Origin of the sequence: Variovorax defluvii, from assembly GCF_039541515.1 — a bacterium.
In the GTDB taxonomy this organism is placed as follows: Bacteria; Pseudomonadota; Gammaproteobacteria; order Burkholderiales; family Burkholderiaceae_C; genus Variovorax; species Variovorax defluvii.
The window spans coordinates 234,268-251,438 of record NZ_BAABGJ010000076.1 but is presented as its reverse complement, the minus strand read 5'-3'; the positions used below and the strand labels follow the sequence as shown (position 1 = coordinate 251,438).

The following is a 17,171-nucleotide window of genomic DNA, read 5'->3' as shown; positions in this document are numbered from 1 at the left end:
CTCACAACGGCAGCGCCAGCAAGGTGTCCGTGACGGTGCTGTCGCACACCGCCACGCGCGATTGCAGCCGCAGCCTTCCATCCTGCCGCACGAAGCGATCCCGGTACACGCCGGTGGCGAAGACTTCGGTCTGGCCCGTGGCCATGATCCGCGCCACCAGGAAGGGCGTTCGCGCCTCGGCGCCGTCGGCGCTCGCCTGCTCGACGAGCGGGATGCCCAGCAGGTGCCGGTAGCGCTGCCGCTCGTAGATGTTGGCCTCGCGCAGGGCCGCGATGCGGTCCTCCAGCATCGCGCGCGAGTCGGCATAGACGATGCCGGACGGCAACCCCTCACGCTCGTTCTCGACGTGCGTGATGCGGTAGTGGCAATCCTCGGTGAAAAAGTCGGGCCACTGCTCCAGCGCGTCGCTGTCGATGGCGTGGGCATAGGCCGCGTTGAAGGCGCACAGCGCCAGCAGGTCGATCATCGTGCTGTCTCTCGTCGGATGGAATTCAGGCGCCCATGTGCCGGCGGTAAGCCTTCCAGAAGCCCCGCACCGAGGCCTCGGTCGCCCGTCCCTCGCTGGATTCGACGGCGTCGCCGCCCATCTCGACCACCGCCTCCTGGTCGTGCGCGCCGGCGATGCCGCGCTGCACGAAGCCGCCCACCGCGCCGTCCTCCATCGAGATGAAGCCGGCCGGGCCGATCAGGTTCGATTGCTTCAGGCGCACCCGGCGCTGTTCGGGCGTGTCGTCCGCATAGCCCAGGTAGGTCCAGTTCAGCTCGGTGCGATCGACGCCCTTGGGCAGCACCTGGCGCACCGCCAGGCAGTTCTGGATCTGCTGCAGCACGAAGCCCGGGAAGACCGAGAGGATCTGCAGCGTCACGCCGTCGCCGTACTCCTGGAAGCCCGCCAGCAGGCTCGGGTCCCTGAGCCGGTAGCGGTCGTTGTCGGAGCGCAGGGCCTGCTCCTTGTACGAGGCGTCCTTCTCCGCCGCCGGGTCGATCATCGAGTAGCTCACGTGGTGGCCGCCGCTCTCGTCGACGATCACGCCGCCCTTTTGCGACAGGCGGTTCAACTCGAAGGTGGTGAAGAACAGGTGCAGCAGGCTCGCGTGGTAGCTGTCCTTCACGTTCTCGACATAGAGCTTCCAGTTGTTGGGCAGCGCCTGGGTGAAGCGGCCGATGACTTCCACCGGCTTGTGCAGCACGCGCTCGATGCGCTCGCAGATCGACTCGCCCAGGTAGTCCTCGATGCCGGGCACGTCCTCGCTGAAGCTGCCGAAGACCAGGCCGCAGAAGGTGGCGACGCGCAGCTTGCGCGGGCCGTGCGCCTCCTTGCAGAAGGAAGGCGGCATGCCGCCCCGGCCCTTGACGCCCTTCTCGAAGGCGACGCCGGTCAGCTCGCCCTGCCGGTTGTAGCTCCAGGCGTGGTAGACGCACTGGAAGCTGTCGACGCGACCCGATTTCTCGAGTGCGATCAAGGCGCCGCGGTGGGCGCAGCGGTTCTCGAAGGCGTAGATCTCGCCGTCTTCGTCGCGCACCACCACCACCGGCGTCTCGCCGGCGAAGGTGCTGCGGTAGCTGCCGGCCTCGGGCAGCTCGGCCTCCAGGCACAGGTAGTTCCACACCGCGCCGCGGAAGATGCGGGCCTGCTCTTGCGCGGCGGTCCGTTCGTCGCTGTAGAGCCCGAAAGGGATGCGCGTCAGGCCGGGGCCGGACCAATGGATGGGTCGGGATGCGATGTCGTTCATGATGCGGTCGTCAGTCGAGGCTGACATGGGCGCTCTTGATGACCTTGTCCCACTTGGCGGCCTCGGCACGGATGAACTGCCCGCTGCGGGCGCTGTCCCAGCCGCGCGGCTCGGCGCCCTGCTCGTCGAACTTCAGCTTCACATCGGGATGCGCGAGCGCATCGGCAAAGGCCTTCTGCGTGGAGGCGACCCGGGCGGGCGGGGTGCCGGGCGGCGCCACCACCACGAACCAGGTCACCGCGTTCATGGCCGGCAGCTTCTGCTCGGCGAAGGTGGGCACCTCCGGCAGGGCGCGCGAGCGCTGCTCGTCGGCCACGCCCAGGATGCGCAGCTTGCCGGCCTGATGGAAGGGCAGCGAGGAACTGATGTTGTCGAAGAACACGTCGATCTGGCCGCCGACCAGGTCCACCAGCGCGGGGGCCGTGCCCTTGTACGGGACATGGACCATCTCCGTGCCCGTGAGCTGCATGAACAGGCTCGCCGTGAGGTGCGAGGTGGTGCCGTTGCCCTGCGAGCCGTAGCTCAGCTTGCCCGGGTTGGCCTTCGCGTAGGCGATGAACTCCTGCACGTTCTTCACCGGCAGCTTGGGGTTGACCACCAGCACGTTGGGCACGGTGGCGAGCACGGTCACGGGCACCCATTTCGCCGGATCGAAGCCCAGTTTCTTGTAGAGATGCTGGTTGATCGCGATCGGGCCGGGTGGAGAGGCCATCAGCGTGCCGCCGTCGGGCTCGGCACGGAACACCGCCTCGGCGCCGATGTTGCCGCCGGCGCCGGTGCGGTTGTCGATCACCACGCCGCCGGGGAACAGCGGCCGCAGTTTCTCGGCCACCACGCGCGGCAGGATGTCGGCGGTGCCGCCGGCCGGGTAGGGCACGACGATCTTGAGGGATTGCGGGTTCTGCGCCGCGGCGCTGCCAAGCAGGCACGCTGCCGCCAGGCAGGCGGCGCCCAGGCGCCGCACAGGGGTCATCATCATCTGGTCTTGTCTCCGTGGAAGACGGTCATCGAGGGGTAGGGACAGTGTCCGGTGCGAGCCCCCGGCGAACAAGCTAGATTTGCGCAATGCGCAAAAAGGAAGCAGACGTGCCTGGAGAAGAGGCTGTCCACGACAGAAATTTCGTCGCGTCCCTGCAGAAGGGCCTGGAGGTGCTGACCTGCTTCGGCCGCCAGCACAGCCGCCTCACGGTGTCGGAGGTGGCGCGGCTCACCGCCTCGTCGCCGGCCTCCGCTCGGCGCTCGCTGCTGACGCTGCATGCGCTCGGCTACCTGGACAGCGACGGCAAGCGCTACTGGATGCTGCCCAAGGCGCTGCTGGTCGCGCATGCCTACCTGGCCTCGCGAGCCACGCCTTCGCTGGCGCAGCCGCTGCTGGATGCGCTGTCGGAGCGCACGCGCGAATCGGCCTCGCTGGGCAAACTGCTCGGCGACGACGCGATCATCATCGCCCGCTCCACTGCGCGGCGAAGCCTCAGCGTGGGCCTGGGCATCGGCTCGCGCCTGCCGGCCTATTGCTCGGCGCTGGGGCGGGTGCTGCTCGCCAGCCTGCCGCCGGCGGAGGCCGAGCGCCGGGTGCGCGCCATGGCCCGCCATGCCCTCACCGCCCGCACCGTGTACGAGGCCAGGCCGGTGCTGGCACGGATCGCGCGCTGCCGCGAAGAAGGCTTTGCCAGCAACGATGGCGAACTGGAGCTGGGCGTGCGCTCCATGGCCGTGCCGGTGCACGACCGCAGCGGCGCGATGGTCGCCGCCATGAGCATTGCGGTACGCGCGGAGCGCATGAGCTTCATCGAGTTTCGCGATGCCTTCCTGCCTGCGCTGCGCAAGGCCGGCGCCACGCTGGGGGGCCGGCTTTATCCCGAGTGAACGTAGTGGCGTGTCCCGGGAGAGCGATTTTTTGCTCCTATGATCGCGCCGAGCCGGCCGCCGCCAGGGGCGCCAGAACCCACAACCACGCCCGCCGCCCGGGCAGGGCCCGGCTTGAAATGACTGTCGAGGCCCCCAGATGGCCCGCCAAGGCGGGCGCATTCGTCCGAACCCACGGAGAAATCAGCTTGAAACGCATCATTCTGTTCGTCCTGACCAACGTACTCGTGGTCGCGGTGCTGGGCATCGTCGCCAGCCTGCTCGGCGTCAACCGCTACCTCACGGCCAACGGCCTGAACCTGTCGGCGCTGCTGGGCTTCGCATTGGTGATGGGCTTCGGCGGCGCGATCATCTCGCTCCTGATCAGCAAGCCCATGGCCAAGTGGACGGCCGGCGTGCGCATCATCAACGAGCCGCAGTCGCCCGACGAGGCCTGGATCGTGCAGACGGTGCGCAAGTTCGCCGACAAGGCCGGCATCGGCATGCCCGAGGTCGGCATCTTCGAGGGCGAGCCCAACGCCTTCGCGACCGGCGCCTTCAAGAACTCGTCGCTGGTCGCCGTGTCCACCGGTCTGCTGGCCAACATGACGCGCGAGGAGGTCGAGGCGGTGATCGGCCACGAAGTGGCGCACGTCGCCAACGGCGACATGGTGACGATGACGCTCATCCAGGGCGTGATGAACACCTTCGTCGTGTTTCTCTCGCGGGTGATCGGCTACGCGGTCGACAGCTTCCTGCGCCGCGGCAGCGACAACAATTCCGGCCCCGGCATCGGCTACATGATCACCACCGTGATCCTGGACATCTTGCTCGGCTTCGCTGCCGCGATCGTGGTGGCCTGGTTCTCGCGCCAGCGCGAATTCCGCGCCGACGCCGGCGCCGCGCAGCTGATGGGCCGCAAGCAGCCGATGGTGAATGCGCTGGCCCGCCTGGGCGGCCTGCCGGCCGGCGAGCTGCCGAAGGCGGTCGAAGCCATGGGCATCACGGGCAGCATCGGCAAGCTGTTCGCGACGCACCCGCCGATCGAGGAGCGCATTGCTGCGCTGCAGAACAGTTCGCAGGCCTGATCGGGCCCATTCGGGATGCGCAAAGTCCTTCCGCGCGGTTGAACGGCGGGAGTTCTTTCAAGGCGATACGTTCAACTCACGGACTCGTCGAACGCGCCGCCAGGTAGGGCGGCGATGTCTTGACGTTCCCCGACCAGGCGAACGACGTCCAGATGGTCGTGGACGTCGAAGTAAAACCACTGCACAGGGAAGCCCGTGACGCGCCATGCACGAAGTCGCGGTATGTCACACAGTTTTCCAATCCGCGGCGATCCCATCGCCGGCATGCGCTGAAGGGCCTTCAGCGCCGCGAGTGCAGCGTCGAAAAAGCGCTCGGCAAGCGCTCGCCCGCCTGCTTGCGCGTGGTACTGGGCGGTTTCGATGAGATCCTGTTGCGCGAGCGGCCTCAGCTTCGCTGGCTTCAACGTGCGCGCCCCAGCGCCTTTTCTCTTAACTCGGCAGCGACTTTCGGAGTCACCTGGCGCCCCCTGCCTGATCCGAGCCCCTCCTTGATCAGTTCGCGCAACTGCTTCTTGGCTTGCTCCTCCTGATCCTTGCGGATCAGTTCCCGAAGATATTCGCTCGTATTGCCGTAGGCGCCAGAGCGCACCCGCTGGTCAACGTAGCGGCGCAGGGCTTCGGGAAGCGCAAAGCTCATGGTATTGGCACTCATGAGGGGATCCTGGTGCCGCTATCAATAGTTGTCAAGACCATCGCCGGTGAGCGACAGGTGCCGCGCCACCGCCTCCGCAACCCTGATCCCGTCCACCCCCGCCGACAGGATGCCGCCCGCATAACCTGCTCCCTCGCCGGCCGGATAGAGGCCCGGCACGCTGGGGCTTTGCAGGTTGTCGCCGCGCGCGATGCGGATCGGCGAGGAGGTCCGCGTCTCGACGCCGGTCAGCACCGCGTCGTGCAGGTCGAAGCCCTTGATCTTGCGGCCGAAGGCCGGGAAGGCCTCGCGCATCGCCTCGATGGCGTAGGCGGGCAACGCGGCATGCAGGTCGGTGGGCGTGACGCCCGGCTTGTACGAGGGCTCGACGCTGCCCAGCGCGGTCGAGGGGCGGCCGGCGATGAAGTCGCCCACCAGCTGGCCCGGCGCGCGGTAGTCGCCGCCCCCGAGCTCGAAGGCGCGCGATTCGAGGGCGCGCTGCAGCACCGTGCCGGCCAGCGGCGAACCGGTGGCGCCGTTCTCCCAGCCCGGGTAGTCGCTCGGATCGATGCCGACCACGATGCCCGCGTTCGCATTGCGCTCGTTGCGCGAGTACTGGCTCATGCCGTTGGTCACGACGCGGTTCGGCTCGCTGGTCGCAGCGACCACCGTGCCGCCGGGGCACATGCAGAAGCTGTAGACCGAGCGCCCGTTGCTCGCGTGGTGCACCAGCTTGTAGTCGGCGGCGCCCAGCAGCGGGTGGCCGGCATGCCTGCCCCAGCGCGCGCGATCGATCAGTCCCTGCGGATGCTCGACGCGAAAGCCGATCGAGAAGGGCTTGGCCTCGATCTCCACCCCGCGTTCGTGCAGCATCTCGAAGGTGTCGCGCGCGCTGTGGCCCAGGGCCATGACCACGTGGTCGGCGCGCAGTTCGTGGCGCTGGCCCGTGCGCTGGTCAAGCACCGTGAGGCCGCGCAGATGGCCGTTTTCCACCAGCACGTCGGTCACGCGCTGCTCGAAGCGGATCTCGCCACCCAGCGCGACGATCTGCTCGCGGATGTTTTCGACCACCTTCACCAGCTTGAAGGTGCCGATGTGCGGATGCGCGACGTAGAGGATCTCCGGCGGCGCGCCGGCCTTGACGAACTCCTCCATCACCTTGCGGCCGAGGAAGCGCGGGTCCTTGATCTGGCTGTAGAGCTTGCCGTCGGAGAAGGTGCCGGCGCCGCCTTCGCCGAACTGCACGTTCGACTCGGGGTCGAGCACGCTCTTGCGCCACAGGCCCCAGGTGTCCTTGGTGCGCTGGCGCACGGTCTTGCCGCGTTCCAGCACGATGGGGCGGAAGCCCATCTGCGCGAGCAGCAATGCGCAGAAGATGCCGCAGGGCCCGAAGCCCACGACCACGGGGCGGGGCGCGCCCTCGCCGGCGTGCACGGGCGGGCGGTAGGTCATGTCGGGCGCAGGCTGCACGTGCGGCCGGCCGGCATGGCGCGCGAGCACCGCGGCTTCCTGCTGCGCATCCGCGAGCGCGACGTCGACGATGTAGACCGTCAGCAGCTCGGCCTTGCGCGCATCGAAGCTGCGCTTGTAGACGTGGTGGGAAGCGATCTCGCCAGGGGCGACGCCCAGCGTGGAGGCGGTCAGCGCCGGCAGCGCCTCGGGCGAATGGTCGAGGGGAAGCTTGAGTTCGGAGACTCGGATCATGGCGGGCGGCCCGTGGCGATCGGGCAGGGGCTTCTGATGGGCCAACGATTGTAATACACTTCTGTATTACGAGCGTAGCCATGACCTTGTCCATCCGATTGCCTGCCGAAGACGAAACGCTGCTCGAGCGAGCCGCCGCTGCACTCCACATCAGCAAGTCCGAGTTCATCCGCCGCAGTATTGCGGCCTATGCAGGCAAGGTGTTGCCGGCAGAGAGGGCGGCGGCGGAAATCGACGCGCTCTACATCGGCAAGGGCGGTGGATTGCGCAAGCCGGAGAGTGTTGCGAATCCCGGCAAGCGGGCAATCCTGGAGCGGCTGCGTGAAAAGCACGGATACGCTCGTTGACACGGGTTTCCTGGTTGCCCTCTTCAACGACGCCGACTCGCACCATGCCGGGGCTGTCGGCATGCTGCGGGAGCTGGCAGGTCGGCGGCTCTATACGGTCTGGGAGGTGCTCACCGAGGCAGGCCATCTGCTCGACAACACAGGCTGGCTCAACCTGCTTCGCTGGGCCGCCGCCGGGCGGCTCACGGTCCTGACCAGCGATCCAGCGGATCTGACCGAGATCGCCGATTTCACGGAGCGTTATGCAGACGGCGGCGCTGACCTGGCGGACGTGGCGCTTGTGTTTGCCGCTGACCGCACAGGTGTCTACAACGTGCTGACGGTCGACCGCAAGGATTTCGATCGGTATCGCAGCCCATTGGGCAAGCGCCTCAAGCGGCTCTGGCTGAAAGACTAGGCTGCGGGGACAAATGCCGACGGCACGGCGACTTTCGTCGCGCGGCGGAGATAATCCCCCCGTGAAGCGCGCCGGACCGCCGCTGGTGCATGTCCCGAAAGGGCGCACTGGAGGAAAGTCCGGACTGCACAGGACAGCGCAGGAGCTAACGGCTCTCCACCGTGAGGTGAGGATCAGAGCAACAGAGACGAGTCGGCCGGGGCAACCCGGCCGGGTGAAACGGGCAATCTCTGCGCGCAGCAACACCAAGTAGGCCAGCGTCGAGGCGGTCCGCTGAGCTGGCGGGTAGGTGGCATCGAGCCGTTCCGGTGACGGGCGGCCCAGAGTAATGGCGGTCACGCCGGGGGCGACCCCGGTGCACAGAATCCGGCTTACAGGCGCGCTTCACTCTTTATTCGTCGTGCGCGAATGCGGCGCCCGCTTTTCGCCGCTTCTGCGCCGCCATTCGCTCGCTTCTTCCATGTGATCAGAAGCGTTCGTGCGGCAGCAGGTAGCGCCACTGGCCCTCCAGCAGCCCCGACAGCCCCACGCGCCCGATGCGCAGTCGCCGCATCGCCAGCACCTGCAGGCCCGCGGCGTGGCACTGCTGAGGCACATCGCCCGGCTGCGGTCCCTTGAGCGCGAAGCGCAGCCCGGTGTGGCCCTCGGCCTGCTGGCTGATGCTGACGTGCGCCGGCCCCTCGTTCAGCCGCGCCAGTTGATCGGGGCCGACGGGGCCGCCCACGTCCACCATCAGCTCGTGTTCGAGCAGCGCGGCATCCTCCGTCAGGCGGCGTTCGACGCGCCATTCCTGCGTATAGACCAGCAGGCCGCTGGCCTCTTCCTCGATGGGCGTCATGAAGCGCTGCCCCGCCACGTGCCGCGGCAGGAAGCGCAGGCCGGCGCGTTCGGGCGCGTGGTATTTCGCCGGTCCGAGCAGGCGGCGCGCCTGTTCGATCGCGAGGCCGGCCGGCTTGTGCAGCAGCAGCGTGACCGGGCCCACCGGCACCGGCCGCGCGCCGGCTTCGATCTCGATCCGCTGGTCGGCCCGTACGCGCGCCTGCGGCAGCAGCACCGGCTCGCCGTCGACGCGTACTGCGCCGTTCTCGATCAGCAACTCGGCCTCGCGCCGCGAGCAGGCGGCCTCCGCGGCCACACGCTTGGACAGGCGGATGCCGCTCTCGCCGCCGTCATGATCGGTCTCGTTCATCGTGCCTCGTCGAGTTGGCGGATACGTTCCACATGGGCGGCGAGCGAGCGCGCGGCCACGGGCCACATGCGCTCGGGCACGTCGTCGTAGGCGATCGGCAGCCAGTCCTCGGGCGCGCCCTGAGGCAGCTGCCGCATCGCGGCGGCAATTTTGGCTTCGCGCCTGAGCCGGTGCGCCTTGAGGTGCGCGATGGCGGCACGCGCTTCGCCCAGCACATGGCCGTGCGCGGGCAGGATGAAGCGGATGTCGCCTTCGGCGCAGGCGGCGTCGAGCTTGTCGAGCGAGTCCAGGTACGCATGCATGTTGCCGTCGGGCGGGTCGACCACCGTGGTGCTGCCGTTGAGCACGTGGTCGCCGGAAAAGAGCAGGCCGTCCTCCTCCAGCACCAGGCACAGGTGGTTGGCCGCGTGGCCGGGCGTGTGGATCGCGCGCAGGGTGTGCGTGGTGCCCTGGCCGTCCGTGAGCTGCAGGCGCTCGCCGTCCTGGAGTGCACGCCCGGGTACGAAATAGGCACTGTGCCGCGCGGTCGGCAACGAGGCCAGTCCGAGGATGGGCGGCTTCGGTTCGCACAGGGCCTGCAGTGGCGCCGCGCCGGGCGAATGGTCGGGGTGCGAATGGGTGCACACGATGTGGCGGATGTCGCCGCCGGTCGCCCGGTGCAGGCGCTCGAGGTGGGCGGGATCGTCGGGGCCGGGATCGATCACGACGTAGCCGGTGGCCGCGTCGCCCACGATGTAGCTGTTGGTGCCGGGGCCGGTCATTGCGCCGGGATTGCCGGCCGTGAGGCGCCGGACGTTTTTCAACAGCGCCACCGCTTCTTCGCTCTGCCAGCCCAGCTCGTGCACGATCTGGCCGTCGGGGCAGACCAGTGCCAGCTCGCCGTAGGGCATCTCGTGCTCCATGTAGCGCGCCTCCTTGCCGCGCAACAGGCCGGCGCGCGGGCAGCTGGTCCACAGCGGTCCCTCGCCGCCGGGGCGGTGCGCACAGGCATCGAGCACCGCGTCGACGGTGGCGTAGGCGGCCAGACGCTCCAGCGTGCGAAGCGTGGGAAAGATCATGAAGAAGTTGCCCGCCTTGTGCCGCGCCAGCGCATCGGCCGGCCGCACCCAGCAGGGCTCGAACTGTTCGGATTCGTCGGCGGAAGGCTCCTGTCCCTCGGGCATGCGGGCGACGAGGAAGGGCACGTCGAAGCGCTTGGGCAGGTCGCGGTCGGTGATCCAGTGGGCGAGGGTGTAGACCTGGTCGGTCGCCAGCAGCAGGCCGCGGGCCGTGCACTGATCGGCCAGCGCGATGGCCGAGCTGCTGCTGCGGTCCATGGTGCCCAGTACGTCGGCGGCGATCGGGCTGCCATTGGCCTGGCGCGCGAGCAGCACGCCCAGCTCCTCGAAGCATTCGCGCACCGCCGCGACCGACTGCGTGAGCTGCTGGTCGCTCTGCCCCGGCCGGCGCGTCGCGACCGACCGGGCCGCGGCATCCGAGGCCTCGATGCGCCCGCCGGGGAAAACGTAGGCGCCGGGTGCGAAGCTCGCGGTGGGCGAGCGCCGCGTCATCAGGACCTCGAGGCCCTCGGGGGTGTCGCGCAGCAGCAGCACGGTCGCGGCGGCCAGCACGGGGGCGGGCTCGCGGGCGGGGTGGAGTTGTTGTGTGGGGCGTACCATGGCCCGCATTATCAGAGCCGGGGCGGGGGCTGCATCCGCTCGGATGCGCATGAGCCGCACTGCCTCTCCAAAGGCGAACAGGGCAGCCGAAGGCGAAGATACTCACGTGAGCCGGGCGCCACCATGCCCGCCTGCTTTGATCCCCTGACTGCAAGGACCGCCATGCCCGCCTTCCTCTCCCGCCGCCCGCTCCTCGCCGCCGCCCTGGCCCTGGCCGCACCGCTCGCCTGCGCGCAGGGCGACTGGCCGCAGCAGCCCATCACGCTGATCATGGGGTTCCCGGCCGGCTCCGGCGTGGACGTGGTGGCCCGCACCATCCAGGAGCCGCTCACGCAGAAGCTCGGGCAGCCGGTGGTGATCGACTATAAGTCCGGGGCCGCCGGCAACATCGCCAGCGAGTACGTGGCCCGCGCCAGGCCGGACGGCTACACCCTGGCCTTCGGCACCGCCGCCACGCATGGCAGCAACGCGGCGCTCTACAAGAAGCTGTCCTTCGACGTGGAGGCCGACTTCGTCCCGGTGGCGCCGGTGCTCGACGTCTCGAATGTCCTGACCGTCAACCCCGACGTGATCAACGCCAGGACGCTGAAGGAGTTCGTCGACCTGGTGAAGGCCAACCCGGGCAGGTACAACTACGCCTCCACCGGCAACGGCGCCGGCACCCACATGGCTTTCGCCGAGTTCAATTCGCGGCTGGGGCTGAACATGGTGCACGTGCCCTACAAGGGCGGCCCGGAGGCCATCACGTCGGTGGTGCGCGGCGAGACCTGCTGCATCATGAACCAGGTGCAGACCGTGCTGCCGCACTACAAGGCCGGCAAGGTGCGGCTGCTGGGCGTGACCACCGCCGGGCCGGTGGCGGCGGTGAAGGAGGTGCCGACCATCGCCTCCAGCGGCCTTCCGGGCACCCAGGGCTTCGACAGCTCGATCTGGTTCGGCGTGTTCGCGCCCAAGGGCACCGATGCGCGCATCGTCGACAAGCTCAACGCCGCCATCCGCGCGGTGCTGGAGCAGCCGGAGATCCGCGAGAAGTTCGAGGCGCAGGGCAATACGGTGCGCATCGAGACCGCGGCGCAGTTCAAGAACACCGTGCATGCCAACCGCGTGAAATGGGCCGAGGTGGCGAAGGCGGCCAACATCAGCATCGACTGAAGAAGCCCAACCCGGCATTCGGCGCTCTCCGTTGCCGGGTGTCAATGGAGACTTCGCGCAGTCCGCGCGCCCGGCACCCGTGCTCAAAATCCGCTGCGATGGCGAGCAACACCAACGAGCGCGGAGACAAGCGATGAGCCAGGGCACCCCCCCTCTTCGTCTGCATGTGCCTGAGCCCACCGGGCGCCCGGGGCACGAGACCGATTTCTCCTACCTGCACCTCTCGCCGGCCGGCGAGGTGCGGCGTCCGCCGGTGCAGGCCTCGCCGGCCGACACCGGCGACCTGGCCTACACCCTGGTGCGCGTGCTGGACGAGGAAGGCCGCGCCGTCGGTCCCTGGGTGCCCGAGGCTGGCGCGGACGTGCTGCGCCGCGGCCTGGTCGCCATGATGAAGACGCGCACCTTCGACGCGCGCATGCTCATCGCGCAGCGGCAGAAGAAGATTTCCTTCTACATGCAGTGCCTGGGCGAGGAGGCCATCGCCACCGGCCACGCATTGGCGCTGGCGCCCGGCGACATGTGCTTTCCGACCTATCGGCAGCAGGGGCTGCTGCTGGCGCGCGACGACGTGTCGATGGTGGACATGATCTGCGAGCTGCTGTCCAACGAGCGGGACCCGCTCAAGGGCCGGCAGCTGCCGGTGTGCTATTCGATGAAGCGCGCCGGCTTCTTCTCGGTATCGGGCAACCTGGCCACGCAGTTCATCCAGGCGGTGGGCTGGGGCATGGCCTCGGCGATCAAGGGCGACACCCGCATCGCCTCGGCCTGGATCGGCGACGGCGCCACGGCCGAATCGGACTTCCACACCGCGCTGACCTTCGCGCACGTGTACCGCGCGCCGGTGATCCTCAACGTGGTCAACAACCAGTGGGCGATCTCCACCTTCCAGGCGATCGCCGGCGGCGAGGCCACCACCTTCGCGGCGCGCGGCGTGGGCTGCGGCATCGCCTCGCTGCGAGTGGACGGCAACGACTTCCTGGCCGTGCTGGCCGCCTCGCGCTGGGCCGCGGAGCGGGCGCGCAGCAACCTGGGGCCTTCGCTGATCGAATGGGTGACCTACCGGGCCGGTGCGCACTCCACCTCGGACGACCCCTCCCGCTACCGCCCGGCCGACGACTGGAAGCGCTTCCCGCTGGGCGATCCGATCGAGCGGCTGGCGCGGCATCTGCGCGGCATCGGGTCCTGGTCCGACGAGGAACACGAGAAGACCCAGGCCCGGCTGGAGGCCGAGGTGAGCGCGGCGCTGAAGGAGGCCGAGCGCTACGGCTCGCTGGCAGACGGCCACCTGCACGGTGCCGCGGCCATGTTCGAGGATGTGTACCAGCACATGCCGCCGCACCTGCAGGCGCAGCGCCGCGAGCTCGAGCAGTTCCAGAAAGGCTGATCCGCATGGCCCAGATGACCATGATCCAGGCGCTGCGCTCGGCCATGGACCTGATGCTGGAGCGCGACGACAACGTCGTCGTCTATGGCCAGGACGTGGGCTACTTCGGCGGCGTGTTCCGCTGCACCGAGGGCCTGCAGGCCAAGTACGGCCGATCGCGCGTGTTCGACGCGCCGATCTCCGAGGGCGGCATCGTGGGCTCGGCCATCGGCATGGGTGCCTATGGCCTGCGGCCGGTGGTCGAGGTGCAGTTCGCCGACTACTTCTATCCGGCCTACGACCAGATCGTGTCGGAGGCCGCGCGGCTGCGCTACCGCTCGGCGGGCGACTTCACGGCGCCGATCACCATCCGCATGCCCTGCGGCGGCGGCATCTACGGCGGGCAGACCCACAGCCAGAGCCCCGAGGTGCTGTTCACCCACGTCTGCGGACTGCGCACGGTGATGCCCTCGAACCCCCGCGACGCCAAGGGCCTGCTGATCGCCTCCATCGAGAACGACGACCCGGTGATCTTCCTGGAGCCCAAGCGGCTCTACAACGGGCCTTTCGACGGCCACCACGACCGGCCTCTGGTGCCCTGGTCCGCGCACCCGCTGGGCGAGGTGCCGGAGGGCTACTACACCGTGCCGCTGGAATCGGCCACGGTGTTCCGCCCGGGCAAGGCGCTGACGGCCATCGCCTACGGCACCATGGTCTACGTGTGCGAGGCGGCGGCTCGCGAGACCGGCATCGACGCCGAGATCATCGACCTGCGCAGCCTGTGGCCGCTGGACCTGCCCACCCTCGTCGCGTCGGTCCAGAAGACCGGCCGCTGCGTGATCGTGCACGAGGCGACCCGCACCAGCGGCTTCGGCGCGGAACTGGTGGCGCTGGTGCAGGAGCACTGCTTCTACCACCTGGAGGCCCCGATCGAGCGCGTGGCCGGCTGGGACACGCCGTACCCGCATGCCCAGGAGTGGGCCTACTTTCCAGGCCCGGCACGCGTCGGCGCCGCCTTCCGCCGCGTGATGGAGGACTGAATGGGCGTGCATGCGATCAAGGTGCCGGACATCGGCGAAGGCATTGCCGAGGTGGAGCTGGTGGCCTGGCGGGTGCAGCCCGGCGATGCGGTGACGGAAGACCAGCCGCTGGCCGAGGTGATGACGGACAAGGCGACGGTGGAGATCCCGTCGCCGGTGGCGGGCAGGGTGTTGGCGCTGGGCGGCGAGGTGGGCCAGCAGATCCCGGTCGGCGCGGAGCTGATCCGCCTCGAGGTGGCGGGCGCCGGGCAGGCGAGCGTGGATGCGCCGGTGGCCGTGCCTGCACCCGCGCCCGCGCCCGCGCCCGCGCGCGCATCCGTACCTGCACCTGCACCCGCCGGGGCACCTGCGCGCCATGCGCCTGCGCCGAAGCCTGCCGGCGACCGCCCCATCGCCTCGCCCGCCGTGCGCCGCCGCGCCTGGGAGTTCGGCATCGATCTGCGGCAGCTGCAGCCCAGCGGCACCGCCGGACGCATCGTGCAGGCCGACCTCGACGCCTGGCTGGCGCACCACCCCGGCGCCGCGCGCGGACCGCAGCCCGCACCGGTGGCCCCGCGCGGCATCGAGCGCAACGACGAGGAGGCCATCCCCATCACCGGCGTGCGCCGCCGTATCGCGCAGCGCATGCAGGACTCGGCGCGCCGCATCCCGCATTTCAGCTACGTCGAGGAGGTGGACGTGACCGAGCTCGAGCGCCTGCGCGCGCAGCTCAACGCGCGCGAGGACGGCAGGCCGCGCCTGACGCTGCTGCCGCTGCTGGTGCGCGCCCTGGTGCTGGCCGTGGCCCGCTTCCCGCAGATCAACGCGCGCTTCGACGACGAGGCCGGCGTGCTCACCCGCCATGGCGCGGTGCACGTGGGCATCGCGACGCAGACCGATGCCGGCCTGATGGTGCCGGTGCTGCGCCATGCCGAGGCCCTGGACCTCTGGGCCAGCGCGGCAGACATCGCGCGCCTGGCCGCCGCAGCCCGCGCGGGCCAGGCCACGCGCGCCGAGCTCAGCGGCTCGACCATCACGGTGACCAGCCTGGGCGCGCTCGGCGGCATCGCCTCCACCCCCATCATCAACCTGCCGGAGGTGGCGATCGTGGGCGTCAACCGCATCGTCCAGCGGCCGGTGATGCTGGGCGGCGCGATGCTGCCCCGCAGCATGATGAACCTCTCGTCCTCCTTCGACCACCGGGTGATCGACGGGCAGTATGCGGCCGGGTTCATCCAGGCGGTGCGGGCCTCGCTCGAGTCGCCGGCCCTGCTGTTCGTGGACTAGTCCACTGAAACACTGAAATCGACTGGTGCAGTCCACCCGATACGAGCGCGCTGCGGCGTTGCAAATGCTCGCGATACCGACCGGTATCGCTGCGCTTTGCGCCTTGCATCGCATCCCGTCTCGGGCGGCCCTCACCATTCATTTCAATGTTTCAGTCAACTAGGACCGATGGATGACAGGCCCTGGCCACGGTTGTACATAGGGGTTGCGATCGCATGACTTCCCGATCGCCGACTCCTAGAATCCGCCGCATGCGGCCCGCCATGGCATGGTTGATGGCACTGATCCTCCTGGCTCTCTGGAGTACCTCCGCCTGGGGCTCCGGTATCCGCCTTGGGAGCGGCCCGGCGGCGCATGCCGCAGCCGGCGCCCAGGGCACGTCCCCCGCGGCGTCCCCGTCCCCCACCGCCCCGGCGCGGCACCTGGTCGTCCTGATGGAGGTCGATGGCGCCATCGGCCCCGCCGCCGCCGACTATGTGCACCGCGGCCTCGTGCGTGCCGCGAAGAAGGAGGCCCGGCTCGTGGTGCTCCAGCTCGACACGCCCGGGGGCCTGGACGTTTCCGTGCGCCGCATCGTCCAGGACATCCTCGCCTCGCCGGTGCCGGTCGCGACCTTCGTGGCGCCCGGGGCCGCGCGCACGGCCGGCACCGGCGTCTCCGTCCTCCATGCCGGCCACGTCGCCGCGATGACCCCGCAGTCCCACCTCGGTGCGGCGAAGCCGCCGGTGAAAGGCACGCCCGAAGCAGCGCGGCCGGAACCGAAGCCCGAGGGCGGCCCGGCCGAGACCCAGGGCGGCGCGGCGAGCGACACCCCGGCCGCGAAGCGCCTGTCCGATGCCTCGGCCACCATCCGCGAGCTCGCCGAGCTGCGCGGCCGCAACGCCGACTGGGCGGCGCAGGCGCTGCGCGGCTCGGCGAGCCTGTCGGCGCAGGAGGCCCGGACGAAGCAGGTGGTCAATTACGTCGCGCAGGACGTGGCCGACCTGCTGATGCAGGTCAATGGGCGCGACGTGGCAATGGAGCGCGGCACCGTGCGCCTGGCCACGCAGCGCGCGCAGGTGCTGGTCATCGAAGCCGACTGGCGCAGCCGCCTGCTGTCGGTGATCACCGAGCCCAGCCTGGCGCTGATCCTGCTGATGATCGGCATCTACGGCCTGCTGTTCGAGCTGTCCAGCCCCGGCTTCGTGCTGCCCGGAGTGGTGGGCGCGGTCTGCCTGACGGTGGCGCTGTTCGGGCTGCAGATGCTGCCGGTCAACTACGCGGGGCTGGGGCTGATCCTGGTCGGCGTGGCCTTCCTCGTCGCGGAAGCCTTCCTGCCCACCTTCGGCGCGCTGGGGCTGGGTGGCATCGCGGCCTTCGCCTTCGGCGCGGTGCTGCTGATCGACAACGACGCGCCGGGCTTCGGCGTCCCGATCTGGGTGGTCGCGCTGAGCAGCGCGGTCTCGGCCCTCTTCATCATCGTGGTGGCCGGCATGGCGGCGCGGACGTCCAAGCAGCCGGCCGCCAGCGGCGGCGTCACGACGCTGGTGGGGACCAGCGGCGAGCTGGTCGAATTCGCCGACGGCGAAGGCGTGGCGCATATCGAGGGCGACTACTGGCCCGTGACCGGCACCGGGGACCTGTATCCCGGCCGGCGCGTGCGGGTCAGCGGGGTGCAGGGCGTGACCCTGCAGGTGGCGCCGGAAGGACAGGAGGCGACGCGGGCTTGACCGCATGGGCGGCGATCGGAAATCATGGACAGCGACGGCCGTTCCGCCG

At 69.5% G+C, this 17,171-nt stretch carries 17 protein-coding genes and 1 other RNA gene; 10 read left to right on the top strand and 8 right to left on the bottom strand.

Going from position 1 to position 17,171, the window contains the following annotated elements; genetic code table 11:
* Position 1: 1 nt before the first annotated feature.
* From ABEA07_RS21530 to ABEA07_RS21520, 3 genes are read right to left on the bottom strand one after another with little or no spacing between them, the layout of a single operon-like run.
* Complete coding sequence (locus tag ABEA07_RS21530; RefSeq protein ID WP_345540404.1) at positions 2-466, bottom strand: aromatic-ring-hydroxylating dioxygenase subunit beta; 465 nt, start codon at positions 464-466, stop codon at positions 2-4.
* Between the two features lie 25 nt (positions 467-491).
* Positions 492-1,733: an aromatic ring-hydroxylating dioxygenase subunit alpha gene (locus ABEA07_RS21525; RefSeq protein ID WP_345540539.1), complete on the bottom strand. Its 1,242-nt coding sequence runs from the start codon at positions 1,731-1,733 to the stop codon at positions 492-494.
* A 10-nt stretch (positions 1,734-1,743) separates the two neighbouring features.
* Entirely contained in the window at positions 1,744-2,712 is a 969-nt protein-coding gene (locus ABEA07_RS21520) for a Bug family tripartite tricarboxylate transporter substrate binding protein (protein WP_345540403.1), read from the bottom strand.
* A gap of 107 nt (positions 2,713-2,819) precedes the next feature.
* Between ABEA07_RS21520 and ABEA07_RS21515 the strand changes: the two genes are divergently transcribed.
* On the top strand, positions 2,820-3,599 hold the full coding sequence (locus tag ABEA07_RS21515) for an IclR family transcriptional regulator domain-containing protein (RefSeq protein WP_345540401.1): 780 nt from the start codon (positions 2,820-2,822) through the stop codon (positions 3,597-3,599).
* A gap of 188 nt (positions 3,600-3,787) precedes the next feature.
* Positions 3,788-4,666, top strand: a complete 879-nt coding sequence (gene htpX, locus ABEA07_RS21510) for a protease HtpX (protein ID WP_345540400.1) — start codon at positions 3,788-3,790, stop codon at positions 4,664-4,666.
* A 71-nt stretch (positions 4,667-4,737) separates the two neighbouring features.
* Here the strand turns inward: htpX and ABEA07_RS21505 are convergent, their stop codons facing one another.
* Genes ABEA07_RS21505 through ABEA07_RS21495 form a run of 3 tightly spaced genes read right to left on the bottom strand, consistent with a single transcriptional unit; the run spans position 4,738 to position 7,001 of the window.
* Positions 4,738-5,070, bottom strand: coding sequence for a type II toxin-antitoxin system RelE/ParE family toxin (locus tag ABEA07_RS21505; protein WP_345540398.1), 333 nt, complete (start codon positions 5,068-5,070; stop codon positions 4,738-4,740).
* Positions 5,067-5,318, bottom strand: a complete 252-nt coding sequence (locus ABEA07_RS21500) for a type II toxin-antitoxin system ParD family antitoxin (RefSeq protein ID WP_345540397.1) — start codon at positions 5,316-5,318, stop codon at positions 5,067-5,069. The genes ABEA07_RS21505 and ABEA07_RS21500 overlap by 4 nt, the downstream gene beginning before the upstream one ends.
* Positions 5,319-5,339: 21 nt before the next feature.
* The gene (locus tag ABEA07_RS21495) at positions 5,340-7,001 is read right to left on the bottom strand and encodes an NAD(P)/FAD-dependent oxidoreductase (RefSeq protein WP_345540396.1); all 1,662 of its coding nucleotides are present in this window, start codon (positions 6,999-7,001) and stop codon (positions 5,340-5,342) included.
* 80 nt (positions 7,002-7,081) lie between these two features.
* On the opposite strand from ABEA07_RS21495, the gene ABEA07_RS21490 reads away from it, so the two are divergent.
* The 3 genes from ABEA07_RS21490 (at position 7,082) to rnpB (ending at position 8,135) form a co-directional block, all read left to right on the top strand.
* Positions 7,082-7,348: a ribbon-helix-helix protein, CopG family gene (locus tag ABEA07_RS21490; protein ID WP_345540395.1), complete on the top strand. Its 267-nt coding sequence runs from the start codon at positions 7,082-7,084 to the stop codon at positions 7,346-7,348.
* Positions 7,323-7,745 (top strand): type II toxin-antitoxin system VapC family toxin, encoded by a 423-nt coding sequence (locus tag ABEA07_RS21485; RefSeq protein ID WP_345540393.1) that lies wholly within the window; start codon positions 7,323-7,325, stop codon positions 7,743-7,745. The genes ABEA07_RS21490 and ABEA07_RS21485 overlap by 26 nt, the downstream gene beginning before the upstream one ends.
* 63 nt (positions 7,746-7,808) lie before the next feature.
* An RNA gene (gene rnpB / locus ABEA07_RS21480) (RNase P RNA component class A) lies at positions 7,809-8,135 on the top strand.
* A 76-nt stretch (positions 8,136-8,211) separates the two neighbouring features.
* Here rnpB and ABEA07_RS21475 read toward each other — a convergent pair.
* Positions 8,212-8,934: an RNA pseudouridine synthase gene (locus ABEA07_RS21475; protein ID WP_345540391.1), complete on the bottom strand. Its 723-nt coding sequence runs from the start codon at positions 8,932-8,934 to the stop codon at positions 8,212-8,214.
* A complete protein-coding gene (locus ABEA07_RS21470; protein ID WP_345540390.1) occupies positions 8,931-10,592 on the bottom strand; it encodes an MBL fold metallo-hydrolase in 1,662 nt (553 codons plus the stop codon). Before ABEA07_RS21470 ends, ABEA07_RS21475 begins: the two co-directional genes overlap by 4 nt.
* A 162-nt stretch (positions 10,593-10,754) precedes the next feature.
* Here ABEA07_RS21470 and ABEA07_RS21465 point away from each other — a divergent pair, with 162 nt between their 5' ends.
* The 5 genes from ABEA07_RS21465 (at position 10,755) to ABEA07_RS21445 (ending at position 17,122) form a co-directional block, all read left to right on the top strand.
* Positions 10,755-11,744, top strand: a complete 990-nt coding sequence (locus ABEA07_RS21465; protein WP_345540389.1) for a Bug family tripartite tricarboxylate transporter substrate binding protein — start codon at positions 10,755-10,757, stop codon at positions 11,742-11,744.
* 133 nt (positions 11,745-11,877) lie between these two features.
* Complete coding sequence (locus ABEA07_RS21460; RefSeq protein ID WP_345540387.1) at positions 11,878-13,128, top strand: 3-methyl-2-oxobutanoate dehydrogenase (2-methylpropanoyl-transferring) subunit alpha; 1,251 nt, start codon at positions 11,878-11,880, stop codon at positions 13,126-13,128.
* A 5-nt stretch (positions 13,129-13,133) separates the two neighbouring features.
* The gene (locus ABEA07_RS21455; protein ID WP_345540386.1) at positions 13,134-14,147 is read left to right on the top strand and encodes an alpha-ketoacid dehydrogenase subunit beta; all 1,014 of its coding nucleotides are present in this window, start codon (positions 13,134-13,136) and stop codon (positions 14,145-14,147) included.
* Entirely contained in the window at positions 14,148-15,413 is a 1,266-nt protein-coding gene (locus ABEA07_RS21450) for a dihydrolipoamide acetyltransferase family protein (RefSeq protein ID WP_345540385.1), read from the top strand.
* Between the two features lie 275 nt (positions 15,414-15,688).
* A complete protein-coding gene (locus ABEA07_RS21445) occupies positions 15,689-17,122 on the top strand; it encodes an NfeD family protein (protein WP_345540384.1) in 1,434 nt (477 codons plus the stop codon).
* Positions 17,123-17,171 lie beyond the last annotated feature (49 nt).